Here is a 25,540-nt window from a genome sequence, read left to right as displayed (position 1 = left end):
AGCCCGTGCGAGAATTCATGATGCACGGGCAATGCGTCTGACGAGGGTCATGATGCATGCCGCGCAAAGGAAGACTTTTGCGGACTTGATGTCGCTTGCGGATCTTTCCAGAGCCGCCGCTTTCGGCTGATCCACGCTAAGAAGCGTTCAACAACCCACCGCTTGGGATGAACGGCGAACCCAATCTGATACTTCGGTTTGCGGACAATCTCGACATCGACGAGCGTCGCAGTTTGCGACTTAACGGCTAAGGCAAGCTTACCAATAGGGCGACGCGGGTTCCTCCCCAAAAACTTCGGCGATCCGTCGCAGCGTTGCCGGCGTCGTTCCCTCCGGCAAACCATCGAGCGGGAAGAAGCCGGCCTCGGCGATCTCGTGGTCCGGCAGCTTCGGTATCGTCTGACTGAAATGCTCGATGACGTAAAAGCCGACATGGTCGCGGCGGCTGGAGCGGCAGTTGAAATGCATCGACTTCAGCACCGCCGGCGCGTTCAGCGCGATGTTGCCTTCCTCGGCGAGTTCGCGCACCAGCGCCTCGGCTAGCGTTTCTCCGACCTCGACGCCGCCGCCGGGAAGCTGCCAGCCGGGCACATAGGTATGGCGGATCAGGAAAACGGAATTCGTCGCGGTATCATGGACGAGCCCGCGCACGCCGAGCGTCATTGGCCGCCGCAGCACGAAATATAGATGGAACAGCCTGGCCCGCAAACCCGGCCAGCCGGTCTGTCGGAAGATGTCGTCCGGATTTGCCATCAGGTGCGAAACCGGTAAGAAAACCTTGAGTGGAAAGCGCGGCGCTGGTCGCCTATGAGGGATGGATGTTCAGGCTCGCGCATATTTCCGATGTCCATCTGGGGCCGCTCCCCGATGTATCCTATCGCGATCTCGCCTCCAAGCGCGTGCTCGGCTACGTCAACTGGCAACGCAATCGCCGGCGCCACATGCATGACGCCGTCATCGACGCCATCACCGCCGACATCAAGGCGCAGAACCCCGACCACCTCGCCGTCACCGGCGACCTCGTCAATCTGGCGCTCGACGGCGAGATCGAGATGGCCAAGCACTGGCTGGAGACGTTGGGATCGCCGAACGACGTTTCCGTGGTTCCCGGAAACCACGACGCCTATGTGCCCGGCGCCTTCGACAAGGTCTGCCGCGCATGGGCGGCCTGGATGAGCGGCGACGGCGTCAACACGCCGGTCGACCGCAACGCGTTCCCGTATCTGCGCGTGCGCGGCAATGTCGCGCTGATCGGCGTCTCGACGGCGCGCGCCACGGCACCCTTCATGGCCAACGGCTTCTTCATGGAAGGGCAGGCGGAGCGGCTCGGCAAGATCCTGCGCGATGCGGCCGGGCAAGGCCTGTTTCGCGCGATCATGATCCACCATCCGCCGGTGCGCGGCGCCGTCTCGCAGCACAAGCGGCTGTTCGGCATCGCCCGCTTCCACAAGGTCATTCGCAAGAACGGTGCGGAACTTGTCCTGCACGGTCATTCGCATCTGCCGTCGTTGTTCCAGATCGGGCTGCGCGGCACCAAGGTTCCAGTGGTCGGGGTCGCCGCCGCCGGCCAGGCGCCGGGTGGCAAGCATCCGGCCGCACAGTACAATCTGTTCGATATCGATGGCGAAAAGGGCAATTGGCGCATCCGGCTGACGCGGCGCGGCCTGACCGGGCCGGCGATACCGCCTGCCGATCTGCAGACCTTGGAACTGGGTGTGGAGGCCAGCGCTTCTATGGCCGCAGGCTGAACACCATCGCCACGAGGCGGTCCCAGAACAGGGCGACCGACACCGCCAGGCCGACCAGTGCGCCTGCGGCGACCAGGCCAAGGCCTGACAGGAAGGCCGACCAGCCCTTGCCGCGTTGCGGCGACCGCAGCGGCGGCTCGGCCTCCGCCACCTCGGCGCGCCTCATGCTGGCGACGGCCGGCTCGACCCCGCCCTCCATCATCCTCTGGCGCTCGACGATGCGCTCGGCGACATACCGGGTCACCGAATCGGCAACCGGCTTCATCTCGGTCGATTCGGCAAGCACCACACGGCCGATGCGGGTGTCCTTGAGGAAGCGGTAGGTGCGGCGGTCGCGCCCCATGGCGACATGGCTGACGGCATCGATCCACAGACGCGGCTGCAGCCCTGACGAAACGACGAAGTCGAAATTGTCCATGTCGGCGGGCACATCGGCAAAGACGGGTGCGAGTTCGGCGGCCAGGAGATCAAGGCGCATGCGATGCGCCTCGCGCATGTCGACGACGACATCGTCGCGGTCGGCGAAGGCGTTCTTCACATCACGGACGGCATCGGACAGTTTGCTTGACGGATCGATCTTTTCGCCTGCGTCCTTCATCGGCGTCTGCCTCGCGGGTTTGGTTAACACGGGGTTAACACAGACGCCGGCAAAATGCACTGGCGAGATGAAGCGGACCGACGCGCTGTGGGATGTTGCGCCGAAGCGCGTCGCGTTACGCGACGCGCTTCAGATCTTTGTTTCATGCATGTCGTGCTGCCAAAAGCGAGGTCATTTTTGGGCGACATGCATTAAGCAACTCAACTGGCGGCGGCGGCGAGTTTGGGGCGAACGGGTCTTGCCCGACGGTTCATATTGCGCCGGATGATGCTGGCGATCAGATCGGGCGCTTCCTCGATCAGCATATGGCCGGCCTCCAGCACTTGATGCACATGAAAGCGCGCCGGCAGGTCGTCGGCTTGGGTGAAGGGCAGCACCGCGTCATCACTGCCCCATACCACCATCACCGGCATGGTCAGCCTGTCCAGATGCCCACGCGGGATGACGCCTTGCCGGTCGTCCCTGGTCATGGCGGCGGCGATCGCGACGAGTTTTTCCGATTGTCCGGGCCGCTGGCGCATTTCGCGGAGCGTATCGGCGGTGTGATCAAAAGGCGGCGCCCGTGGACCCGACATGGCGGCAAGGCAGGCGAGGATCTCGGACAGACTCTGTGCGCCGGCATAACGACGCAACAGCGGCCCGTTGATCTCCGGGCCGAAGCCGCCAGGTGCCAGAAGCGTCAGCGAGGCCACCCTCTCCGGCTCGGCCAGAGCCATCAAGGTCGCCACCGCTCCGCCCATCGAATGGCCAACGAGATGGATGCGTTTGGCCCTGCGGGCCGCAAGGTCGGCAAGAACGGCCCTTGCCGCCACCTTTGCAGGCCCGGCATCGGGAAAGTCGAGCGATAGGCCATGTCCCGGCAGGTCATAAGCAAGCGTGCGCGCGGAGGGCGCCAGCGGGACGATCACGTCGCGCCAGACGTCAGCGCAACCGCCGAAACCGTGCAGCAAGACGATGGTCTTGGACCCGGCACCCTTTTCGGCAGCGTGGAGCGATGAGATCATGAAAGCGGACGGTATCAAATTGCGGGAACGCTTGAAATGCGACTGGATTGCTCTTTGTCCAAAGCGATGGCCAGTAAACCTTTCGCGATTTTTCGCGAGCGCTGGCATGTCATCCAAGGGTTCGTCCGGCAAAAGCCGGGAAATCAGCCGGATCGGCGCTTCGTCCTGTGGGCGCGAACGCCCAACAATTCCATTGGTCCAAACGAGGTCAGCTGGCGTTGCCGAGCCCGGCGGCGCGCAAGGCGCCGATCAGCCGCTCGGTCAGGTCGGCCGGATATTTTCGGTCAATGAAGGTCGCGCGAGGGTTGGCGGCGAATTTGGGGAATTTGGTGGTGAGTTCATCGAGCAGCTTACGTGCCAGGCTGTCCTGACCGGAGATCCTGGCGCCGATCAGCCGGGCTGCAAGATAGTGTGACTTTGTTGCGGTGGTTCTCAGGGCAGAGCTGGCGATCGCGGCCTTGTTCGTGTCGCCAAGCATGAATTCCCCGGCGAAAAGCCCGAAATCCCACCATGTCGGATGGCCGCTGGAGGCATCCACGGCATGGGCCAGAAGGGGGGTTCCCTCGGCGTAGCGGCCGGCGAAAACCAGCCCATAACCATAGGCGGCCGCCATGGCGACGTCATAGGGGTTGAGGTCATAGGCCTTGCGCATCCAGCGCAGCGCTTCGTCGGCGTTGCCAAGACGCGAATTGATGTAGCCGTAGGAACGATGCGCATAGGGACTGGTCGGACCGATCTGCACGGCGCGATGGGCGAATGTCATCGCCTTCTCGATCGTCGCATCCGGCGGATAGGCGTAGTGGTCGTTCACGGCCTCGAGGTGTAACGAGGCGAGCTCGGAATAAACAAGCGACGATCTTGCGCCGTTCTCGGCAAGGGTTTCGAGGCAGCGATAGGCGGCCTCGTGGGTTCTGGCGTTCTGGTCGAGATAGTATTTGCCGTTGAGCAGCAGGCACTGCGTCAGGCCGTTCTGAATGCCGCTCTGCTCGATGTAGTTGTAGATCGTGCCGGACGCGGGCAGCGCCGAACTCAGGATGCCGGCGACACGGTCCTCGACGGCCGATGGCGCGCTGTCGGCGACGGTCAGCTTGCGCGACAAAAGCACACGTCCGGTCGCCACGCTTTGCAGTTCGATGGTGATCTCGCCAGCGCCCGGTCCAGGCAGGACATCGAACATGAAGCTCGTTGCACCGGCGACCGGATCGGTCTTGTCGACAGTGTCGCGACCGATGAAATCGATCGTATCGAAGCCGCTCAGGCCGGCGCGCAACGACGCGGCGACGCGGGTGGCGTCCGCGCCGCTGGCCTTGACGGCGATGTAGACGAGCGGCAGGGCCTCGCTGACCGGGGACGGCCCGATGCTGCTGGTCAGGCCGGCGTTCTCGAACGTCGCCGGCAGATCGCCGCCGGCGAGCAGCGCGCCGCCGCCCTGACGCAGGATCAGGACGCCGAGCATGGCGATGACCACGGCGATCGCCATCCAGAAGAAGCGGAGGTGGCGCGCCACCGAAGGCACGGGTGCTGCCGCCGGCGCCAGCAATGCGGCGGGTGCCACGGCCTCCTCGGCAGCACTGGGGTGCTCGGCCGGAGCCGCCGCCGGCGTCTGCTCGGCGGGTTTGGCTGCTTCCGGCAGACGAATGGCGTTGAGCTCATAGGCCGGGACGTAGCCGCCGCGTGGGATGGCGATGCGGACGGGGTCGGCGATGCCTTCGTTGGCGAAATACTGCTGCAGCAATTCACGCAGCCGGCCTGCCTGCACCCGCACCACGGCATCGGTCGACGGATCGAAATCGCCGTCCTTGCCGAAGACGTCCATGGCGATGGAAAAGCCCTTGAGCCTGTCGGCTTCGCCGGCCTGTTCGCGTTCGACGAGATAACGGATCAGTTTGCGCGCGCGCTCGGACCGTCCGAACGTTTCGCTGGCAAGCAGTCGCTCCAGTGTCTCGCGCACTGCGGGGGCGGCAGGCGTGGCATGCTGCAAGTGTCGATCCTCTCGAAGTCGGCACAGGTTGAGGCGCGATCATATAGGGCTCGCATCACCACACAAGTATACACCCCTTATGCGATCGCGTACCTCACCGGATAATTTTCCGGTGGTTAATGACGCGGCCGATGCCGACTACAGGATTGGTGGGTCGCCGGTGTCAGCCGTTTGAGGCCAAGGCCGAAAAAACGGCTGGCGCGAGAGCGGTTGTGATCTCTCGCGCCAATCGTCGGTAGACGCTACCGCGGCTTGCGGCCGACGATGCGGTTGGCGGCCGACGTCACCGCTTCCAGCGAGGCGGCGACGATGTTGGTGTTGATGCCGGCGCCGAACAGCTTGCCGCCGGGATATTCCATTTCGACATAGGAAATGGCGGATGCATTGGAGCCACGCTGCATCGAGTGTTCGGAATAATCGAGCACCGACATCTCGATGCCGACATGGCGCGACAGCGCATCGACGAAGCCGTCTATCGGGCCTGTGCCGGTGCCGGTAATGGTCACTTCCTTGCCCTTGTCGAGGATCACTGCCTCGATCACGCGCCGGCCCTTGACCACTGTATCGGGATAGGTGTGGTGGTCGAGGAATTTCAGGCGCGCGCCCGGCTGGTCGACATAGGTTTCGAGGAAGCGCTCATGGATGCGCTTGGCCGGCACTTCCTTGCCCTCGGCATCGGTGATCGCCTGGATCGCCTGGCTGAATTCGATCTGCAGGTTGCGCGGCAGATTGAGGCCGTAATCGGCCTGCAGCACATAGGCGATGCCGCCCTTGCCGGACTGCGAGTTGATGCGGATGATCGCCTCGTAGCTGCGGCCGACATCGGCCGGGTCGATTGGCAGATAGGGCACCTCCCACAGGCCGGTGTTGGCCTTTTTCAGCGCCTTCATGCCCTTGTTGATGGCGTCCTGGTGCGAGCCGGAAAAGGCGGTGTAGACGAGCTCGCCGACATAGGGGTGACGCTCGGGGATCTTCAACTGGTTCGAGTATTCGTAGACGTCCTTCATGCGGTTGATGTCGGAGCAGTCGATGCCCGGATCGACGCCTTGCGTGTACATGTTGAGCGCCAGCGTGACGATGTCGACATTGCCGGTGCGCTCGCCATTGCCGAACAGCGTGCCTTCGACGCGGTCCGCGCCCGCCATCAAGCCGAGCTCGGTGGTGGCGATGCCGGTGCCGCGGTCATTGTGCGGATGCAGCGAGATGATCAGGTTCTCGCGGTTGTCCAGATTGCGGCACATCCACTCGATGCGGTCGGCATAGATGTTGGGCGTCGACATCTCGACCGTCGACGGCAGGTTGATGATCAGCTTGTTGTCCGATGTCGGCCTGACGATCTCGGTGACGGCGTTGCAGATCTCCAGCGCGACTTCGAGCTCGGTGCCGGTAAAGCTTTCCGGCGAGTATTCGAAGCGATAGCCGCCGCCGGCCTTGGCCGCCATGTCGGTGATCATCTTGGCCGCATCGGTGGCGATGCGCTTGATGCCGCCTACATCCTTTTCGAAGACGACGCGGCGCTGCAATTCGCTGGTCGAATTGTAGAAATGCACGATCGGGTTGGTGGCGCCCTTCAGCGCCTCGAAGGTGCGCGTGATCAGCTCGGGCCGGCACTGCACCAGCACCTGCAGCGACACATCGGCGGGCACGTTGCCTTCCTCGATGCACCAGCGGGCAAAGTCGAAGTCGGTCTGCGAGGCCGAGGGGAAGCCGATCTCGATCTCCTTGAAGCCCATGTCGAGCAGCAGGCCGAACATGCGCGCCTTGCGCTCATGGCCCATCGGATCGATCAGCGCCTGGTTGCCGTCGCGCAGGTCGACCGAACACCAGATCGGCGCCTTGTCGATGACCTTCGAGGGCCAGGTGCGGTCGGTGAGGCCAACCGTCGGATAGGGTTGATATTTGCGGGCCGCGTCGGGCATGCCGCGGGCTGGTTCCACATGCTCGCCGGCGACCGCGGCGTCAGGGCGGATTTGTTCTCGTGCGTTCATCGTCTTGTTCTCCCGGCGGCCCTCGGATCCGTCTCGGACGGATGGCTGGCGAGTGGCGCCTCTACCAGATTTTCGTTCGCTTGATGTGACTGCCAATTTTGAGACTGGCCAAGGAGCATGCGCTTGCGCGGCGGTTCGACCGCCGGGCGCTCCTTCAGCGAACCCGGCGATCGCCGATAAGGCCGAGAAGAAGCAGGGTCGAGGCAAGCGCGCGCACGGTCTCGCCGGCAAAGCCGGTCTGACGGGAAGCGATGGTGGCGCGTGTGTTCATGCCGGTTCTCATACAGGAGCGCCCCCGCAGAGGCAAGCGGGGGCTGAATCCGTTGAACATTATCCCAAATGCGGGTGCTCTTCCCCAGGCGGCGCAAATGCGCCAGACTTGCGCGCCGGCGGGGCTGCGGTGCGCCGCCGCCATGAGGGGGTGTCCATGAATTTCGTGTTCTTCTCGCCGCATTTTCCGACCAACGGCGCCGATTTCTGCGACCGGCTGAAGAAGGCCGGTGCCACCGTGCTCGGCATTGGCGATGCGCCCTATGACGTGCTGGACGGCAGGCTGAAGGCAGCGCTTTCGGAATATTACCGCGTCGCCGACATGGAGGACTACGATCCGGTGTTCCGGGCGATGGGGCATTTCATCCACAAATGGGGCCGCATCGACCGGTTCGAATCGCTCAACGAACACTGGCTGGAGCTGGAGGCCAACATCCGCACCGACTTCAACATCTACGGCACCAAGCTCGATTTCGTGAAGAACCTGAAGCGCAAGAGCCGCATGCGCGCCTTCTTCCGCAAGAGCGGCGTCGAGACCATCGCGCAGCGCAAATGCTCCGACCGCGCCGGCGCGATGACCTTCATCCGGCGCGTCGGCTACCCGGTGGTGGTGAAGCCCGATAGCGGCTCAGGCGCCTCGAATACCTTCAAGATCTCCAACACAGGAGAGCTCGACCAGTTCTTCCGGGACAAGCCCGAGGACGTGACCTTCGTCATGGAGCAGTTCATCGAGGGGCTGGTGGTGACCTATGACGGGCTGGTCAACCGCGACGGCGAGGTGGTGCTGGCGGCCAGCCACCGCTACGACCAGAGCGTCATGGAGGTGGTCAACAAGGACCGCCATATGAGCTACACCTGCTTTCCCCATATCAGGCCAGCGGTCGAGGAGGCCGGCCGCAAGATCCTGAAGGCGTTCGACGTGCGCGAGCGCTTCTTCCACATCGAGCTGTTCGAGACCAGGGACGACCGGATCATCGCGCTGGAGGTCAACATGCGGCCGCCCGGCGCCTGGATGACCGACGCCATCAACTACACGTTCGACATCGACGTCTACGCGGCATGGGCCGACATGGTGGTCAAGGATGCCGCCGGCGGACCCTATGAGGGCAAGTATTTCACCGCCTATGCCAGCCGCAAGCGGCACCTCCACTATTTGCACAGCCACGAGGACGTGCTAGCTGCGCACCGCGACAAGATCGTCCACCATCAGGCCATCGAAGAGGTTTTCAGCCGCGCCATGGGAAATTACGCCTACCAGATGCGCTCGAAGGATCAGGCGGCGCTGCGCGAGGCGGTTGCCTATATCCACGCGGAAAAGGCCTGAGGCGATGGACATCTCCTATCACAAGCATTTCTCCGGCAAGCTCGGCCGCGACATGGAATACAAGCGCTACGGGCATGCCGGCCGGCCCGTGGTGGTGTTCCCGACCTCTCAGGGGCGGTTCTACCAGTTCGAGGATTCCGGTGGCGTCGGCGCATTGGCCGAGTTCATCGACACCGGCCGTATCCAGCTGTTCACGGTCGACGGCATCGATTCGGAATCCTTCTTCGACAAGCATGCCGACGCCGCGCATCGCATCGGCCGCCACGAGGCCTATTTCCGCTATGTGCGCGAGGAGGCGCTGCCGGAAATCCTCTCCACCGCATCGGCCGCCAATGGCGGGCGCAGACTGAAGCCCTTGTTTTCAGGCTGTTCGATGGGCGGCTACCATTCCTCGAATTTCGTCTTCCGCTTTCCGGAACTGGCAAGCGGCGTCATTTCGCTGTCGGGGGTCTATTCGGCCCGCGATTTCTTCGGCAAGGCGCTGGAGGGCGACATCTTCTACAACTCGCCGCTCGATTACCTGCCCGGCATCGTCGATCCGAAGCTTTTGGCCCGGCTGAAGGCGCTGCGGCTGATCTTTTGCTGCGGGCAGGGCGCCTGGGAAGAACGCATGCTGGTCGAGACGCGCCAGCTGGAACAGATCCTGCGCGACAAATCCATTCCCGCCTGGGTCGACTATTGGGGCGGCGACGTCAGCCATGACTGGCCGTGGTGGCACAAGCAACTGGTCTATTTCTTCGGCCGCTGGCTGGATGATGATCTGATGCACAGGTTGGACTGATGACCACACCCGACGCGATCCGCCGCCTTGTCCAAGCCACCAATGCCGGCGATACCGAAGCCTTCTAGCCGCATCTAGCGACGATGCTTTCCTGAGCGACTGGGGTCGCGATTTCCGTGGCCGCGACGGGATCGCTCGGTGGAACCTGTCGGACAATATCGGCGTCCAGTCCAACCTTAGCATCGTACGCGTCGCGCAACGCGACGGCGTCTATCATGCCCGCGTCGCCGTGACGGGCAGCGGCTTCAAACAGCGAGGGCGACATGCCCTTGACGCTGGACGGCGATCGGATCGCAAGCCTGGCCATCAGCTGAAGACCGGATGCGTCAAGGCGCCTTCCCGCGGTTTCGTCCAAAAATATGACCGTCATAATCATGTTTTAGTGGCAATGCCGCCGGCGCTGTGGCATGCCGACGCTTGTCGACACCGAGCTTCAGCCGGTGTCGCCGCACTGGGTATGGAAAGGCCGACGATGAAGCCCTTGAGCGCGCAAACTCGTATCCAAAGCGAAGGCATCTGCGCGGTGATGGACAGGCTGTGCGCTGAGCATAGCGACTATGAGATCGACACCGGCGTTGTCGGCCAATGGGAATTGCGCACGCATTACGGCTCGTTGAATGCCTCGTTCGAGGACGGTGGCGTGCTGATCCGCGTCGCGGCGGAGGACGAGACCTGCCTCTCCTACATGAAGATGATCTTGGCTGGCCACATCGCCGCGCATCTGCGCACGACCGAAGGGTTGCGCTGGCATGGCGACGGCGCGGATGCCGGCACGCCGGTGTTCTTCCGCGAGATTTCGGTCCTGTCCTCGACGCGATTGTCGCCGCATATGCAGCGCCTGCGTTTCTCAGGCCGCGACCTCGACCGCTTCAGCCATGGCGGATTTCATGTCCGGCTTCTGCTGCCGCCGACCGGACGGCAAGCGGTCTGGCCGACCATGGGTGCCGACGGCCTGATCGTCTGGCCGTCCGGCGAGGATGCGCTGACCGTGCGGGTCTATACGATCCGCGCGCTGGACGTGACCGAGGGCTGGCTCGACATCGACTTCGTGCTGCATCCTGGTGCCGAGACGCCGGCCGCGGCCTTCGCGCTGGATGCGCGGAGCGGCGACGTCATCGGCATGATCGGCCCCGGTGGCGGCGGCTTGCCCGAGGCATCGAACCTGCTTCTGCTGGGCGACGATACCGCGCTTCCGGCGATCGGCCGGATGCTGGAAGAGCTTGCGCCGTCCGCTCGCGCCGAAGCCATCATCGAGGTCGATGGTCCGCGAGACCGGATGGCGCTGGCGGCGGGCAACAACATCGCCGTCCGCTGGCTTTACCGGCATGGCCGCGAAGCGGGCGGCGCCGGCCTGCTGCCCGCGGCGCTGCGTGAGCGTGGTCCCGCGGCCGACGATCTCTATGTCTGGGCCGGGTGCGAGTTCGCGGACTTCCGAGAAATCCGCAGCATCGTGCGCAAGGGATGGGGCCTGCCGCGCGACCGGCACCTGGTCACCGCCTATTGGCGCCGAGACGCGCAAGGCAAGGACGGGGCCGGCGAGGAATAGCGCTGTCTTCAGTCGCGGTCGCTGACCATGGCGATCGCCGGCGCCGCCAGCAGCGCGACCACGCCGGCGCCGCCGAACAGCGCGCCATAGCCGAGATGTTGCGCCACATAGCCGGCCAGGACGCCGCCCGCCATGCTGACCAATGCGTCCATGCATTGGAAAAGCGTGAAATCGACGCCCGCCTGCCTCGGGTCCGACCAGCGCATGAACTGCGCATAAAGCGCCACGAAGCCGAGCGCCATGATGCCCGAGGAACTCAGCATCGCTATCGCCATCAGCGGACCCGCCGGGAAAGTGCCCGAAAGCGCGAAGGCCGAGAGGGTGAATAGCGATCCGGCCTGCAGGACGAGCGCCAGGACAAGCACACTGCGCGTGCCCAGCCATCGCACGAGAGCACCGCCGGCAAGCGCGGCCGCGACGCCGAGGATCATGCTGCCGGCGCCGTTGACCAGCCCGATGGTGGCAAGGCTGAGCCCGGCATCGATCAGAAACGGACCGAGCATGGCCAGCGCCGCCTTCTGCGCCAGAACGTAGATCGCCGATGCCGCAAGGCCGCGGCGTATCTGCGGGCGCCGCAACGCCGCGGCGAGCGCAGGAACGTGTTCGCGCATTTCCTCGCGCGATCGGCTGGCGATGCCGAGCAGGAAGGGAAGGCCGAGCAACACCAGCAGCGAGGCCATGGCCGAAACCGCCGCGCGCCAGCCATGGATTTCGACCAGATAGAGGAAAAGGCCGGCGCCGATCGCCGAGCCGAGATAAGCACCGCCGACCTGGGCGGCATTGCCCCAGCCGAGGTTCTCGCCGGCAAGGTTCTCCACCGCAAAACCGTCGCAGGCGATGTCGACGGTAGAGGCCGCAAAGGCAACGACTGTCAGGCAGGCAATCACGGGCCAGAAGGCGGCGGGGCCGAGCTGGGCAACGGCCAGCAATCCGGCGATGGAAACCAGGCCGCCGACAAGGACGATCGCGCCCGTGCGGTTTTCGCCGGTCGGCGGAAGGCGGTGGCGCTCCACCGCCGGTGACCACAGGAACTTCAGCGCCCATGGCAGGGCGATCAGGGTGAGCAGGCCGATGCGGTCGAGCGGCAGGCCCTGGTCGCGCATCACGGCCGGCAGGCCGGTCCAGGTGATGCCGCCGATCACGCTCTGCGCGACATAGAGGCCGCCGATCGCCGCGACGACGGCGGCCGGCGACGACGCGGCCTGGTTTGGGACCGAGACCGACATCAGAAGCGATAGCGCAGGCTGCCGAACAGCGAGCGGCCTTCGTCGCGGTAGCAATAGCCGGCCGAGCAAATCGTCTGCTGGTTGTCGAACAGGTTCTTGGCGTTGATCTGCAGCTTGACCCCTTCGAGCTTCGGACTGCGGTAGCCGAAGTCGTAGGACAGCGAGGTGTCGACGAAGGCGCGCGCGTCGTTCTCGAAAGTGTTGGTGTCGTCGCCGTAGCTCGCGCCGGCGAAGCGTACGCCGGCGCCGAGCCCGAGCCCTTCCAGCGTGCCGTTCTCGAATTGATAATGGCCCCAGAGCGACAGGATGTGGTTCGGCGTCGCCGACAATTCCTTGCCGTCGGTGCCCTCGGCGCCGCGTTCGATCTTCACGCGCAGATAGGTGTAGGAGGCGATGACGCTGAAACCGTTGTCCAACGAGGCATTGGCTTCCAGCTCGACGCCGCGCGAGTTCAGGTCGAGCTGGCGCTGCTTGTTGATGCCGGTCGAGGCGTCGAAGACGACGCCGTCCTTCTGGTCGATGTCGAACAGCGCGGCGCTGATCGTCGCGTTATGGTCGGGGATCTCGTATTTGACGCCGATCTCCTTCTGCGTGGCAATGGTCGGGCGGCCGACGCGGCCGACAGAACTCGAGACGTCGTCATAGACAAGGCCGATGTTCGGCGAGAACGAGGTCGAATAATTGACATAGGGAATGATGCCCCATTCGGTCCGGTAAGACAGGCCGACGCGGCCGGAGAAGGCGCTGTCCTTCTGTTTCGACTGGCCGAAATCGGCCGCCGTTGAGGTGGTGTCGACCCAGTCGTAACGACCGCTGGTGAACAGGGTGAGATCGTTCCACTCCATCTGGTCGTGCAGGTAGACGCCGAGCTGGTTCATCTCCTGCCCGCCGGAATGCGGGACGGGGGCGGCCTCGATGTCGTCGACCGAGACGTAGGAAAGCCCGCTGCCGGCGTCATAGTCCGACCAGGCATAGTCGATGCCGGCAATCGCGGTGTGCCTGACCGGGCCGGTATCGAATTCGAGTTGCGCCGTGTTGTCGACGACGAAGTTCTTCATCGCCTCGGTGTAGTGGCCCCAATAGCGCTGCAGCGGCTGGTCGGCGCCGACCGAATAGTGGCCGCTGTATTCGATGTCTGAATCGACGGCGCTGTAGCGCAGGTTCTGGCGCACCGTCAGCCAGTCGTTGAAGCGATGCTCGAACTCGTAGCCGATGCGCCCCTGGTCCTGGGTGAAGTCGTTCCAGGCCGCGTCGCCCTCATAGACATTCGACAGGACGCCATAGGCCGAATTGTAGAAGGCCGCGGTGCCGCCGGTGACGGACTTGGAATATTCGCCGAGGATGGTGAGTTTGGTGTCCTCGTCCGGCTTGAAGGTGACGGCCGGCGCCAGATAGAGCTTGTCGTCGGGATAGTCGGGCAGGCCGGTCTCGCTCAGGCGGCCAAGGCTGGTGAAGCGGTAGAGGATGCTGCCGTCGTCGTTGACCGGGCCGGAGGCGTCGAGTGCCGCCTGGAAGCGGTTGTGTTCGCCGGCCAGCAACTCGATCTCGTGGAACGGCCCGTCCTTGGGCCGCTTGGTGACGACATTGACGATGCCACCCGGACCACTGACGCCGTAAAGCGAGGAGGCCGGACCCTTGAGGACGGTGACGCCCTCGATGCCGTAGGGCTCGGTCTTGAACCAGGCGGAGGGGCCGTTGTACTGGCGCAGCCCGTCGCGGAACATGCCGTTGTAGAAGGCCTGGAAGCCGCGCAGGAAGAAGGCGTCGTAGCGCGTATCGAAACCGAAGCTGTTGGGGTTGGCGCTGGCCGTGTAGCCCAGCGCGTCGTTCAGCGTGCGCGGCTTCTGGTCCTCGATCTGTTTTTGCGTGACGACCGAGACCGCCTGCGGGATCCTGGCAATCGGGGTGTCGGTCTTGGTGCCGATGCGGTCCTTCTTGGCGACGTAGCCGTCCTGTTTCAGGATCTCATTGCTCTCGGCTGTCACCTCGATCCGGTCGAGAATCGTGGCGTCGCCGCCATCCTGGGCAATTGCCGGCCAAGCATGGCAGAGGATGGCGCTGCCCGCCAGCAATGATAATCCCCGGCGCCATGTCCTCGACTGCTTCGACATTAACCTGTCTCCAACTCTCATGTTTTGGTTGCGCTTCCGCGCTCTCAAATATGAGTATAAGAGTCAAGTATTTTTTGACGCCTTGCCGGACTTGATGGCGTCACGTGGCGTCAGCCTTCCTGGCAGGCCGGGACAGGAGCGGCGTCTTGTTCCGGCGCCGAACCGCGGCGCAGACCGAGGAAGACGACGATGGCGGTAAGCACGGTGATTGTCGCCAGCACGACCAGCAGCCGGTCGAAGGCCGTTTCGTAAGCATGGACCAAGGCACTGGCGTCGGCCATTGGCAGACGCTGCGCTGTTTCGCCGATGTTGCCGGTTGCCAGCAGTTGCGCTGCCGCGGCCGCTTCGGCGGGCGAGGCCAGCCCTTGAACCCCGAGTTGCGTGGCGGTGAAACCAGACAGCGTCGCCATGACGATCGCCACCGCCACGCCCTCGCAAGCGACGCGGGTGGTGTTGAAGATGCCGACCGCCATGCCGGCGCGCTCCCTGGGCACGACGCTGACGGCAAGCCCGTCCATCAACCCCCAGGGCAAGGCGATGCCGACGCCGATCAGCACCAGCGGCGCCACCAGTGCGACGGCGACCGGCGGTGTCAGGCTCAGCCAGACGAGGCCGGCGGCGGCGATGAGCAGGCCCGCGCCGCAGATCGTGGCCGGCGCGACCCAGCGCGCCAGCTGGCCGGCAAGCAAGGGCAGGATCAGCAGCGGCCCCGACAGGCAGATCATCAACTGCCCGGCCTGGATCTCGTTCATCCCTTCGATGCCGATGAAGCGGATCGGCAAAAGCACCAGCAGGACGACGAAGCCATAGGCGGGCGCCGCCGCCAGGAACTGGACGCCGACGAAGCGGGGAAAGCGAAACAGCGTGAGGTCGAGCATCGGCCTGCGCACGCGCCGCTCGACGATAACGAACGCGGCGAAGAACAGGGCGGCCGCCGCAAGCAGGGCGATGACGATGGGGTCGGCCCAACCGCTCTGCGGCGCCTGCAGGACGCCATAGGTCAGCAAAGCCAGTGCGATCGTGAAAGTGCCGGCTCCCGCCAAGTCGAGGCCGGTCGCATCCGGGTCGCGCGATTCCCGGATGGTGCGCAGGCCCAGCAGCGCCGAGGCGATCGCCAGCACTGCCACCAGAACAAAGATCGACCGCCAGCCGAGTGCGGAGATGAGCAGGCCGGAGGCGATCGGACCGAAGGCGAGGCCGATGCCGAAACTGGTGCCGAGGAACGAGAAAGCGCGGAGCCGCAGCGGCCCTTCGAATTCCTGGGCAAGTGCGGAGGCGCCGCCGGCGAAGGCCAGGGCACTGCCGATGCCTTGCGCTGCCCTGAACATGTCGAACCAAACGATGCCGGGCGCCAGCATCGCACCGAGCGACGCCAGGACATAGAGGCAGAGGCCGGCGAGGAAGATGCGCTTGCGGCCGTGGTTGTCGGCCAGCGCTCCAGCCGCCATCAGGCTGGCGCCGAAGGTCAGCATGAAGGCGTTCGTCACCCAGTTGAGCGCGATCGGGCTGCCGCCGAGATCGGCCGCGATGCGGGAGAGCGCGACGGCCGGGCCGGTGAAGGTCAAGGGCATGGTCATCGCGGCAAGGCATACCGACAAGAGCACGAGCCATCGCTCGGCCGGGCCGGTTGTGGTCTTCGAGGTCATGGATTTTCCTATCTGAAGCAGCATCCGCCGGCATGGGCGTGGGTCGCAGCGCCGGTCGCAACGATAAGATAGGTCGGCGGCCTTTCCGGAAAAATGGTATTATATCTCCTGACATACCGGACTGAAGCGCTCGAATGGAAGACTACGATGGATCGTCTCAGTGGCCTCCTGGCGTTCGCCCGCACCGCCGAGCTTGGCAGTTTCATCGCCGCCGGCCGGGCGCTCGGCATTTCGGCCTCCGCCGTCGGCAAGAGCGTCGCAAGGCTCGAGCAGGAGCTCGGCGTGCGGCTCCTGCAGCGCAGCACGCGGCGCGTCGGCCTGACGGAAGAGGGCAGGCTGTTCAACGAGCGGGTGCGGCGCATCCTCGACGATATCGACGATGCCGAGGCGATGCTGTCGCGGACACGGGAAACGCCGCACGGACGGCTGCGCGTCTCGACGCCAATCGTCACCTACCATCTGCTTTTGCCGGTGCTGTCGGAGTTCATGGCCCGCTATCCCGAGATCGAACTCGACATCGATTTCAACGACCGCATTGTCGACGTCATCGAGGAAGGCATCGACGTCGCGATCCGCAGCGGCGAGCTGCCCGATTCACGATTGGTGTCGAGACCCGTCGCACCCTTTCGCATGCTTTTGTGCGCGGCGCCCGCCTATCTCGACCGCCACGGCAAGCCCGGGGAGCCGGCGGATCTCATCCGGCATTTCGGCATCAACTTCCGTTTTCTCAACAGCGGCAGGCTGCTGGAGTGGCCATTCATGACCGGAAGCGCCGAACCGCAGATCCGCTCGAAGCTGACCTGCAACAATATGGAGGCCTTGAAGGGTGCCACGATCGCCGGGCTCGGCATCGCCTGCATGCCCGATTTCCTGGTCCGCGAGGCGTTGCTGGACGGAAGGCTGCGCACCGTGCTGGACGATCATATCGACGGCCGTGGTCAGTTCCGGATGCTGTGGCCCTCCAATCGCCATCTGTCGCCAAAGGTGCGCGTCTTCGTCGATTTCCTTCCCGAGCGGCTTGCGGCGCGATAGGTAGCCGGCGGTGAAGAGTGGCCTGTCAGTCCCTGATGCTTCTGGCAACCAGCCGGGCGACGCTCGGGCCGACGAGCAGCACGATCAGGAAGCGCGCCGATTGCAGCGCCATGACGAAAGAGATGTCGACGTGCTGCGCCGCGGCGGCGATGATGGCCACGCTGTCCATGCCGCCGGGGCTGGTCGCCAGATAGGCGGTGAGCGGATCGATGCCAAGGAGATGGCTGATCAGGAAGGCGAGCCCGCCGCAAAAGGCGATCAGCGCTACGATCGAGGCGATGATCTGCGGCAGCGCACGCGTCGCATGGCGCAGGATCGGCCTGGTGAAGTTCAGTCCGATCGACCAGCCGACCATGGCGTAGCTGATTGCCAGCAGCCAGGGCGGCAGCTGCATCTCGACATCAAGGCCGAGATGGACGACGGCGCCGAAGATGAAGGTGCCGAGGAAGAAGGGCGAGGGCAGCCGGCACAGCTTTCCCGCCAGGCCGCCGACCAGCGCGATGCCTGACGTGGCGGCGAAGGCTTGGACATCGATCGGCGGAAACCAGATGATTGGCGGGATTTCGATGCCCGATGTGTCGACCCACATTTTGGCGACGATTGCCGCCGTCATCGAAACGAAGATGACGCGCAGATACTGCATGAAGGCGACAAGGCGCTGGTCGGCGCCAAAAGCGCCGGCCATCAGCACCATGGCGGTAGCCGCACCCGGCGAGGAGCCCCAGACGGCGGTGGTGCCGGGCAGGATGCGCCAGCGGCTGATCAGCCAGCCAAGCAGGCTGGAGGCCGCGACTGTCGCAATCACTACGCCCAGGAACAGCGGCCACTCGGCATGGAAGACGGGAAAGATGGCGGCCGAGATCGACGCGGCGACGAGACAGCCGACAATGGCCTGGGCGGAGCCGAACAGCAGGCGCGGCACCCGCACCGTGGCGCCATTGGTGCCGGCGACGATGGCTGCCAGCATCGGCCCGATCAGCAACGCCGCCGGCAGGGCGGCGAATTCGAGCGCGCCTGCAAACAGGGCCGAGATGGTGAGCAGGACCATCCATTGCCAGGGCTTGCCCATCCGCGCCATGCGCTCGGTGGCGGGCTGGTCGCGAGGCTGCACCGAGGAATCCATGTGTCGGTCTTAGACCCGAAGCACGGCGATGCGAACCCCGCCGTGCTGAAAAAGCTGCCCGAAGGCCTCAGCCTGTCTTGCCGTCAGGCAACCCGAAGCCGCCAACGGGATTGGTCTCCACCTGGAACTCGAAGCCGGCGATGAAGGGTCGCGCCTTGGCGATTGCCGCCTGGACTTCCGGAAGCTGCAGCGAGGCCTTGTGACTTGCCTGGTCGGTCCACACTTCGGTCACCCAGATCGCGTCGGCATCGGCCGGGTCGGTGGCGACGATATAGCTCAGGCAGCCCGGCAGGGCGCCGGTGCTGGCGCGCAGCACGTCCATGACCGCGTCGCGCTGGCCGCGCGCCGCCCGCATCTTGCCGATCAGTCCGTACATTCAGCTGTCTCCCTTCAAAATTTTCGACAAGAGTACGCGGACCGTCAGTATGCAGATAGCCGGTCACGGCATCAACTGGCCGCCATTCACCTCGATCACCTGGCCGGTGATGTAGCCGCTCAGCAGGTCCGAGGAGAGGAACAGATAGGCGCCGACGCAGTCTTCCGCCGTGCCGGCGCGGCCCTGCGGAACGGTGGCGACCATGCCCTTGATCTGCTCCTCGGTCGAATAGCGCTCGTGGAAGGGTGTCAGGATCGTGCCGGGCGCCACGGCGTTGACGCGGATGCCGAAGCCGATCAGCTCCTTGGCCATGCCGCGCGTCACATTGGAAACGAAGGCCTTGGCCGAGCCGTAGAGGCCGGCGCCGCCGCCGGCACCATTGCGCGCGGCGATGGACGAGGTGTTGACGATGAAGCCGCCCTGCTTCTTCAACCACGGCATCGCCTTGCGCGAAGCGGTCAGCACCGAACGCGCATTGAGGTCCATCACTGCGTCGTAATGCGCTTCGGTCTGGTCGGCGTAGGGTACGCGGCCGAGCATGCCGCCGGCATTGTTGACCAGCCCGTCGAGGCGGCCGAAATGCTGGGCGCTGTCCTCGACGACGCGCTCGACGTCGGCGGGGACGGAAAAATCGCCCTGGACGAGGAACACCTCGCCGCCGCTGTCGGCAATGGTCTTGGCGAGTTTCTCGGCGGCCTCGCGGCTCGAATTGTAATGCAGCGCCACCCTGGATTTCTGCGCGGCGTAGGCCAGCGCGAGTGCCGCGCCGATGCCGGTCGAGGCGCCGGTCACCAGCACCGCCTTGCCGGCGAGATCGGGAATGCTGAGCGTGTTGGTGGCTGGCACTGTTGTTCCTCCGGGATGTCTGCCGCCCTTCGTAGGCCTTTGCCACCCCGGTGTTCAAGCCTCAGGGGCGTAGATAGGCATAGCCCTGGCTTTGCAGTTCCGCGAGCTTGACGACGCCGCCCTTGTCGGCGGCGTGAAAGCCATCGAGCAGGTCGGCGAGCGAAATATCCATGCCCCGCATGGTGTTGCCGCAGGCGTGCGGCTCGAGGCCCTGCTGCACCAGGCCGGCGAAGCGGCCCGAGATGGCGGCCGATATGCCCTTCGACTTGAAGCTCGCTAGGGCCGGGCCATGCACGACCAGCGCGATGTCGACATTGCCGCCGGTGCCCTCATAGTGGTTCTTGATGTTGCCGAGCACGAAGTTGACCTTGTCCACATCGCTCAGGTGATAGGCGACCTTCAGCCGTGGGGTTTCCGTGGCCGCCGCCTGCGCGGCCCGCAGGCCGAGAAACGTTGCGGTCCCGGCAAGAACCGCGCGGAACATGTCGCGTCGGCGCATGGCATCCTCCTAGATCTTACCGCGATTTGCGTGGCTGCAGCCGCAATACTAGCATAAATTGACGCTGCGTCTGTCGATGCGAGGAGAGGTCACATGACGTTCAGGGCAGGGGAATGGAAGACAGTCGCGGGCGCCGGATTTGGCGTCGTGCTGCTTGGCTTGCTGACGGGCACGGCCGTCGCCGCCGACGCACTCAAGCTTAAGGAACTCAGCCCGAACGGGGCGGACGTCTGTTTCGGCCGGGTCTATGACGCGACCCATCTCAAGGCACATCCGAAGCAGAAGGTGGCACGGATCTTCTTCTACTATGGCCATGACCCGGTCAGCCGGCCGAACGAAGAGCCCACGGCAAATGCCGACACGTCCTACAATGGCTTTCTCACCACGACGGTGCGTGGCGCCAAGGCGCCGCAATGGGCCGGCGGCTGGTGCAATCATGAATCCGAGGATGGCACATCAGGGCCGATCCGTTGCGGCATGGACTGCGACCGCACCATGGCCTCGCTGAAGGTCGATGACAAAGGCCGCCTGATTGTCACCGATGTCTCGGCCGACCTCTATCTCGATGCCGGATCAGAAGAGGAACTCGGCAAGGCCGAATATGACAGGCAGGCGCTGGGCTCAGAAGATGACAATTTCCGCCTCGACCCGATGCCGGCCGCGACCTGCAAGGCCGAGTTCGCGCGCATCGACCCGATCGATCCGGCGCTCGGCCCGCCGCTGCGCGAGCGGCTGAAGCCTGACCAGCCCTTCTGCTACGGCCGCGACTATGACGCGGCGCATCTGGCTTCGCATCCCGAGCAACTGACGCAGTCGATCCGGGTTTTCCGCGGGCCGGTGGAACTGGCGTCCTTCGCTTCGGGCGGCGACATCGCCAACTGGCCTGACGGCGCCGACATCGCCGTCTCGGTCACGGCGCGGCTGAAGTCCGGCAAGATCACGCAGACTTATTCCTGCCAGGGCGAGGCCGACCAGTGGCGCTGCGCGGCAAGCTCGAAGATGAGCGATTTCTCCTGCGACATCGCGCAGAAGGAAATCTTCCTCAAGCGCGGCGCCAACCGCTCAATGATGCTGGCCAACCCCAACAGCAGCCTGCCGATCGTCGATCTCTGCTCGAAGGCAGCCGACGGCAAGACGAAGTCGGACGACAAGGTCTATCGGCTGGAGCCAATGCCGCAATCGGCCTGCGCACCATAAGCTGAAGGGCATCACGCAAACGGCACGGCCGTCGTGCCCTTGGGCAGCTTGGCCTCGTCGTCGGGCTCGACATGGATGGTGACGCGCACCGAGGGGATTTCGGCTTTCAGCGCGTCTTCGATCCGGTCGCAGATGACGTGGCTGGCGCCGACCGACATGTCGGCGTCGACGACCAGATGGAACTCGATGAAAGTGGCGCGGCCGGCGATGCGGGTTTTCAGGTCATGCACCTCCAGCGCGCCCTTGCAATTGGCCGAGATGACGTCGCGGATGCGCATGTTTTCCTGCGTGTCGACGGCACGGTCCATCAGGCCATTCATCGACGAGCCGATGACATGCCAACCCTGCCACAGGATGTTGAGCGCGACGATGACGGCGAGCGCCGGATCGAGGATCTGCCAGCCGGTCAGGATTGCCCCGACCAGGCCGCCGAAGACGCCCACCGAGGTGACGACGTCGGTCATGATGTGATTGCCGTCGGCGACCAGCGCCGGCGATTTTTCGGCCCGGCCGGCGCGGATCAGCGTCCAGGCCCAGAAGGCGTTGATCAGCGTGGCGATACCGTTGACGGCAAGGCCGTTCCAGGGCCGTTCCAGGGGCGCCGGCGCTTGCCAGGAGCGCCAGACCTCGTTGAGGATCAAAAGCGCGGCGACGACGATCAGCACGCCTTCGAGCACCGCCGAGAAATATTCCGCCTTGTGATGGCCGAACGGATGATCCTGGTCGGCCGGCTTGTAACTGACCTGGATCGCCCAGAAGGCGGCGACCGAGGCAATGACGTTGACGATCGATTCCAGAGCGTCCGAATAAAGCGCGACGGAGCCGGTAATGTACCAGGCGGCCAGCTTCAGCGCGAGCACGACAAAGGCGACCACGATCGACCAGAAGGCAAGGTTGGCGACCTTGCGCTTCGCGGCCTCCCTGGCTGCGATCGCCATCGTGTTCTCGGCTTCGGCCATCGAGGTCAGGCTGCCTTTTCCTTCGCCTTGCGCGGCAAATGAGCGACGATGTTCTCGATGATGCGCATGCCGGCATTGTGGCCGAGCGTCATGATCGATTCCGGATGGAACTGCACGGCGGCAATCGGCTCCTTGCGGTGCTCGAAGGCCATGATGATGCCGTCCTCCGTCTCGGCCGTGACAATGAAATCATCGGGCAGGCGCACCGGATCGGCGAAGATCGAGTGGTAGCGACCGACGGTGACCTCCTTGGGCAGGCCGGAGAAGATGATGCCGGGCTTGGAGACGCGGATGCGCGAGGGCTTGCCGTGCATGGGAATGTGCAACTGGCGCAGTTCCCCGCCATAGGCTTCGGCCAGCGCCTGCAGGCCCAGGCAGACGCCGAAGATCGGCAGGTCGCGGGCGCGCGCTCGTCTGATGGTCGCAGCGCAGTCGAAATCCTTCGGCGTGCCTGGTCCGGGCGAGAGCACGACGAGGTCCGGCTTCAGCCGCTCGAAGACTTCTTCCGGCACCGGCGTGCGCACGGTCGAGACATTGGCGCCGGTCTGGCGGAAGTAGTTGGCCAGCGTGTGGACGAACGAGTCCTCGTGGTCGACGAGCAGGATGTTGACGCCGTCGCCGACGCGCGCGGTGGTGCGCTCGGTGCTGGCGGAATTACCCATCTTGGCGTCGCGGATGGCGGAGAGCATGGCGGATGCCTTCAGTTCGGTTTCGGCTTCTTCTTCCTCGGGAATGCTGTCGAACAGCAATGTGGCGCCGGCGCGCACCTCGGCGATGCCGTCCTTGATGCGGATGGTGCGCAGCGTGAGGCCGGTGTTCATGTCGCCGTTGAAATTGACCATGCCGATCGCTCCGCCATACCAGGCGCGCGGGCTCTTCTCGTTCTGCTCGATGAAGCGCATGGCCCACAGTTTCGGCGCGCCGGTGACGGTGACTGCCCAGGCATGCGACAGGAAGGCGTCGAAGGCGTCCATGCCTTCGCGCAGGCGGCCCTCTATGTGGTCGACGGTGTGGATCAGGCGCGAATACATCTCGATCTGGCGGCGGCCGATGACGCGCACCGAACCCGGCTCGCAGACCCGCGACTTGTCGTTGCGGTCGACGTCCGAGCACATTGTGAGCTCGGACTCGTCCTTCTTCGAATTGAGCAGTTTCAGGATCTGCTCGCTATCCGAGATCGCATCGTCGCCGCGCTTGATGGTGCCGGAGATCGGGCAGGTCTCGACGCGGCGGCCGTTGACGCGCACGAACATTTCGGGCGAGGCGCCGATCAGATATTCGTTTTCGCCCAGATTGATGAAGAAGGAATAGGGCGAGGGGTTGATCGATTTCAGCTTGCGCGAAATCTCGGAGGGCTGGGTTTCGCAGCGCTCGTAGAACATCTGGCCGGGCACGACCTCGAACAGGTCGCCGCGCTTGAACGAGTCCATGGCGCGCCGCACAAGGTTGGCATATTCGCCCGGCTCATGGTCGCCGCGCGGCGGGATGCGGTCGGCGGTTTTGAACGGCTCGGCGATTGCGTCGCGCGGCAGGCCTTCGGTCGAATATCCCTCGCCTGAATAGTCGTAGCGGTCGGTCCAGGCCTTGGCCGAATAGTGGTCGACGACCAGGATCTCGTCGGGCAGGAACAGCACCAGGTCGCGCTGGCTCGGCTTGCGCTCAAGCTTGTAGTCGACCGGGTCGAACTGGAAGGCGAGGTCGTAACCGAAGGCGCCATAGAGGCCGAGATTGGCGTCTTCGTCGGTCTTGAACAAAGCGGTGATGGCGCGCAGCACGGTGAAGACCGAAGGCACGCGGCTGCGCTCCTCCTCGGTGAAGACGCGGCCGGGCTTGGCGACGTCGAGGCGGATCAGCGTCTTCGTCGTCTCCGCGATGGTGATGTCGGCAAGGCCGCCCAGCGTCTTGCCGATGACCGGCAGCAGCGCCTGGCCACGGCGATTCAGCGCTTCGATGCGCATGGCGCGGCCGCGCGCGGAGATGACCAAAGGAGGGTCGATGATGGCGGTGTCCCAGCGTGTGTAGCGGCCGGGATATTCGTAGTTGGAGGAAAACACCGCGCCCCGGCGCGAGTTCAAGCCATCGACATAGGCGTCGATCGCCCCCGCATAGGGCCGGTCGTGGCGCTCACGCGCAATGGTGATGCCACCCGCGGTCACGAAACGTTCAGCGCCGTTTTCCAGAACCTTCATCGTCATTGCCGTCTCCATCAGCTTGTTGGGGCAACGGACCCGGGACTGGCTTTTAAAAAACAAATGGCCGCCCGGACTTTCCGTTGCGGCCACCCTCTCTTTTCACGCACGCGCGTTCGAACAGGCCGCTGTCAGCAGGCCCACCACCAAATGGTCTTGGTCGAACGCATGTTCATGGCGAAATCCATAGCGGCGAAAAACCGGATGCGCAACAGGTTTGAAAGGTCCGTCCGGTGGCCGCCGCTTCAAGGGCTCATGGCACATCGCCAGGGCCGGCGGTCCCGGCTAGGCTGGACTTCCAACGATACCAAGACGGGAAACACCCATGACCGACCAGGCCCAGCGCGCGCGGACGTTCCATTCCCTTCACGTCAAGGGCAACCCGATCGTTCTCTACAATGCCTGGGATCCGGGCTCGGCCAAGATCGTCGAGAAAGCAGGAGCCAAGGCCATCGCCACCGGAAGCTGGCCGGTTGCGGCCGCCTTCGGCTATGCCGATGGCGAGAAAATCCCGCTGGAACTGGCGCTCGACAACATCAGGCGCATCGTGCAGGCGGTCGATCTGCCGGTGACCATGGACCTCGAGGGCGGCTATGGCGTCGAGCCGGAAGTCGTCGCCCGGACGGTGACACGCGCCTTGCAGGCCGGCGCTGTCGGCTTCAATTTCGAGGACCAGGTCGTCGGCGGCACCGGCCTGCACGACATCGCGGTCCAGGTGAAGCGGGTCGAAGCGGCCGCGGCCGCCGTCAAGGCCTCGGGTATCCCGGCCTTCCTCAACGCCCGCACCGACATCTTCCTCAAGGCCAAGCCCGATGCGCATGACAAGACGCTGCTCGACCAGGCGATCGAGCGGGCGCATGCCTATGAAAGGGCCGGAGCGAGCGGTTTCTTTGCGCCGGGCCTTGGCGACGAGGGTCTCATCGAGGCGCTGTGCAGGGCGACAGCACTGCCGGTCAACATCATCGCATTGGCGCATGTGCCGCCGCGCCAGCGGCTGGCCGAACTCGGCGTCGCCCGCGTCAGCCACGGTCCGGTGCCATACCGGCAAATGGCGGAATGGCTGGAAGCCAAGGCGCGGCTGGCGATCTCGGGCTAG

Annotated in this window: 22 protein-coding genes and 1 pseudogene; 7 read left to right on the top strand and 16 right to left on the bottom strand. The window is 64.6% G+C overall.

Going from position 1 to position 25,540, the window contains the following annotated elements:
* Positions 1-15: 15 nt before the first annotated feature.
* Positions 16-233: pseudogene (locus CK227_RS37320) on the bottom strand (IS5/IS1182 family transposase); the annotation flags it as partial.
* A gap of 25 nt (positions 234-258) precedes the next feature.
* Entirely contained in the window at positions 259-753 is a 495-nt protein-coding gene (locus tag CK227_RS17395) for an NUDIX domain-containing protein (protein WP_095773469.1), read from the bottom strand.
* A gap of 65 nt (positions 754-818) precedes the next feature.
* Here CK227_RS17395 and CK227_RS17390 point away from each other — a divergent pair, with 65 nt between their 5' ends.
* Entirely contained in the window at positions 819-1,748 is a 930-nt protein-coding gene (locus tag CK227_RS17390) for a metallophosphoesterase (protein WP_095773703.1), read from the top strand.
* Here the strand turns inward: CK227_RS17390 and CK227_RS17385 are convergent.
* The 4 genes from CK227_RS17385 to leuA all read right to left on the bottom strand — a co-directional run bounded on the left by CK227_RS17385 (position 1,732) and on the right by leuA (position 7,319).
* Positions 1,732-2,346 (bottom strand): hypothetical protein, encoded by a 615-nt coding sequence (locus CK227_RS17385; protein WP_095773704.1) that lies wholly within the window; start codon positions 2,344-2,346, stop codon positions 1,732-1,734. The two genes, CK227_RS17390 and CK227_RS17385, sit on opposite strands and share 17 nt — an antisense overlap.
* Positions 2,347-2,546: 200 nt before the next feature.
* Positions 2,547-3,350 carry an alpha/beta fold hydrolase gene (locus tag CK227_RS17380; protein WP_095773470.1) on the bottom strand — a complete coding sequence of 268 codons (804 nt, stop codon included), beginning with the start codon at positions 3,348-3,350 and terminating at the stop codon, positions 2,547-2,549.
* Between the two features lie 208 nt (positions 3,351-3,558).
* Entirely contained in the window at positions 3,559-5,331 is a 1,773-nt protein-coding gene (locus CK227_RS17375; protein WP_095773471.1) for a tetratricopeptide repeat protein, read from the bottom strand.
* Between the two features lie 242 nt (positions 5,332-5,573).
* Positions 5,574-7,319: a 2-isopropylmalate synthase gene (gene leuA / locus CK227_RS17370; protein ID WP_095773472.1), complete on the bottom strand. Its 1,746-nt coding sequence runs from the start codon at positions 7,317-7,319 to the stop codon at positions 5,574-5,576.
* A 427-nt stretch (positions 7,320-7,746) separates the two neighbouring features.
* Between leuA and CK227_RS17360 the strand changes: the two genes are divergently transcribed.
* Together CK227_RS17360 and CK227_RS17355 are read left to right on the top strand one after the other, a co-directional pair.
* Positions 7,747-8,913, top strand: a complete 1,167-nt coding sequence (locus tag CK227_RS17360; RefSeq protein ID WP_095773473.1) for an ATP-grasp domain-containing protein — start codon at positions 7,747-7,749, stop codon at positions 8,911-8,913.
* A gap of 4 nt (positions 8,914-8,917) precedes the next feature.
* Positions 8,918-9,694, top strand: coding sequence for an alpha/beta hydrolase-fold protein (locus CK227_RS17355; RefSeq protein WP_095773474.1), 777 nt, complete (start codon positions 8,918-8,920; stop codon positions 9,692-9,694).
* 64 nt (positions 9,695-9,758) lie between these two features.
* On the opposite strand, the gene CK227_RS36760 is transcribed toward CK227_RS17355, so the two are convergent.
* Complete coding sequence (locus tag CK227_RS36760) at positions 9,759-10,064, bottom strand: hypothetical protein (protein ID WP_179296459.1); 306 nt, start codon at positions 10,062-10,064, stop codon at positions 9,759-9,761.
* Positions 10,065-10,166: 102 nt separating this feature from the next.
* On the opposite strand from CK227_RS36760, the gene CK227_RS17345 reads away from it, so the two are divergent.
* A complete protein-coding gene (locus tag CK227_RS17345; RefSeq protein WP_095773705.1) occupies positions 10,167-11,240 on the top strand; it encodes a siderophore-interacting protein in 1,074 nt (357 codons plus the stop codon).
* An 8-nt stretch (positions 11,241-11,248) separates the two neighbouring features.
* Here CK227_RS17345 and CK227_RS17340 read toward each other — a convergent pair whose 3' ends face one another.
* From CK227_RS17340 to CK227_RS17330, 3 genes are all read right to left on the bottom strand, one after another.
* Positions 11,249-12,466: an MFS transporter gene (locus tag CK227_RS17340; protein WP_095773476.1), complete on the bottom strand. Its 1,218-nt coding sequence runs from the start codon at positions 12,464-12,466 to the stop codon at positions 11,249-11,251.
* The gene (locus CK227_RS17335) at positions 12,466-14,577 is read right to left on the bottom strand and encodes a TonB-dependent siderophore receptor (protein ID WP_095773477.1); all 2,112 of its coding nucleotides are present in this window, start codon (positions 14,575-14,577) and stop codon (positions 12,466-12,468) included. The genes CK227_RS17340 and CK227_RS17335 overlap by 1 nt, the downstream gene beginning before the upstream one ends.
* 110 nt (positions 14,578-14,687) lie before the next feature.
* The gene (locus CK227_RS17330; RefSeq protein ID WP_095773706.1) at positions 14,688-16,223 is read right to left on the bottom strand and encodes an MFS transporter; all 1,536 of its coding nucleotides are present in this window, start codon (positions 16,221-16,223) and stop codon (positions 14,688-14,690) included.
* Positions 16,224-16,370: 147 nt separating this feature from the next.
* Here CK227_RS17330 and CK227_RS17325 point away from each other — a divergent pair, with 147 nt between their 5' ends.
* Positions 16,371-17,255 carry a LysR family transcriptional regulator gene (locus CK227_RS17325; RefSeq protein WP_095773478.1) on the top strand — a complete coding sequence of 295 codons (885 nt, stop codon included), beginning with the start codon at positions 16,371-16,373 and terminating at the stop codon, positions 17,253-17,255.
* Positions 17,256-17,280: 25 nt separating this feature from the next.
* Here the strand turns inward: CK227_RS17325 and CK227_RS17320 are convergent, their stop codons facing one another.
* The 4 genes from CK227_RS17320 to CK227_RS17305 form a co-directional block, all read right to left on the bottom strand.
* Positions 17,281-18,378, bottom strand: a complete 1,098-nt coding sequence (locus CK227_RS17320; RefSeq protein ID WP_095773479.1) for an AbrB family transcriptional regulator — start codon at positions 18,376-18,378, stop codon at positions 17,281-17,283.
* A 67-nt stretch (positions 18,379-18,445) separates the two neighbouring features.
* On the bottom strand, positions 18,446-18,754 hold the full coding sequence (locus CK227_RS17315; RefSeq protein WP_095773480.1) for a putative quinol monooxygenase: 309 nt from the start codon (positions 18,752-18,754) through the stop codon (positions 18,446-18,448).
* A gap of 63 nt (positions 18,755-18,817) precedes the next feature.
* Positions 18,818-19,600, bottom strand: a complete 783-nt coding sequence (locus tag CK227_RS17310) for an SDR family oxidoreductase (RefSeq protein WP_095773481.1) — start codon at positions 19,598-19,600, stop codon at positions 18,818-18,820.
* 61 nt (positions 19,601-19,661) lie between these two features.
* The gene (locus tag CK227_RS17305; RefSeq protein ID WP_095773482.1) at positions 19,662-20,099 is read right to left on the bottom strand and encodes a DsrE family protein; all 438 of its coding nucleotides are present in this window, start codon (positions 20,097-20,099) and stop codon (positions 19,662-19,664) included.
* A gap of 93 nt (positions 20,100-20,192) precedes the next feature.
* Between CK227_RS17305 and CK227_RS17300 the strand changes: the two genes are divergently transcribed.
* The gene (locus CK227_RS17300; protein ID WP_095773483.1) at positions 20,193-21,296 is read left to right on the top strand and encodes a hypothetical protein; all 1,104 of its coding nucleotides are present in this window, start codon (positions 20,193-20,195) and stop codon (positions 21,294-21,296) included.
* Between the two features lie 11 nt (positions 21,297-21,307).
* Here CK227_RS17300 and CK227_RS17295 read toward each other — a convergent pair whose 3' ends face one another.
* Both CK227_RS17295 and CK227_RS17290 read right to left on the bottom strand, forming a co-directional pair.
* Entirely contained in the window at positions 21,308-22,255 is a 948-nt protein-coding gene (locus tag CK227_RS17295) for a cation diffusion facilitator family transporter (protein ID WP_095773484.1), read from the bottom strand.
* A 5-nt stretch (positions 22,256-22,260) separates the two neighbouring features.
* The gene (locus tag CK227_RS17290; RefSeq protein ID WP_095773707.1) at positions 22,261-24,450 is read right to left on the bottom strand and encodes an anthranilate synthase; all 2,190 of its coding nucleotides are present in this window, start codon (positions 24,448-24,450) and stop codon (positions 22,261-22,263) included.
* A 319-nt stretch (positions 24,451-24,769) separates the two neighbouring features.
* Between CK227_RS17290 and CK227_RS17285 the strand changes: the two genes are divergently transcribed.
* Positions 24,770-25,540 (top strand): isocitrate lyase/phosphoenolpyruvate mutase family protein, encoded by a 771-nt coding sequence (locus CK227_RS17285; protein ID WP_095773485.1) that lies wholly within the window; start codon positions 24,770-24,772, stop codon positions 25,538-25,540.

The sequence above is a fragment of the Mesorhizobium sp. WSM4308 genome (assembly GCF_002294905.1).
Lineage (GTDB): Bacteria > Pseudomonadota > Alphaproteobacteria > Rhizobiales > Rhizobiaceae > Mesorhizobium.
Note: the sequence above shows the minus strand (reverse complement) of the source record. Positions and strands in the feature narration are given on the sequence as shown.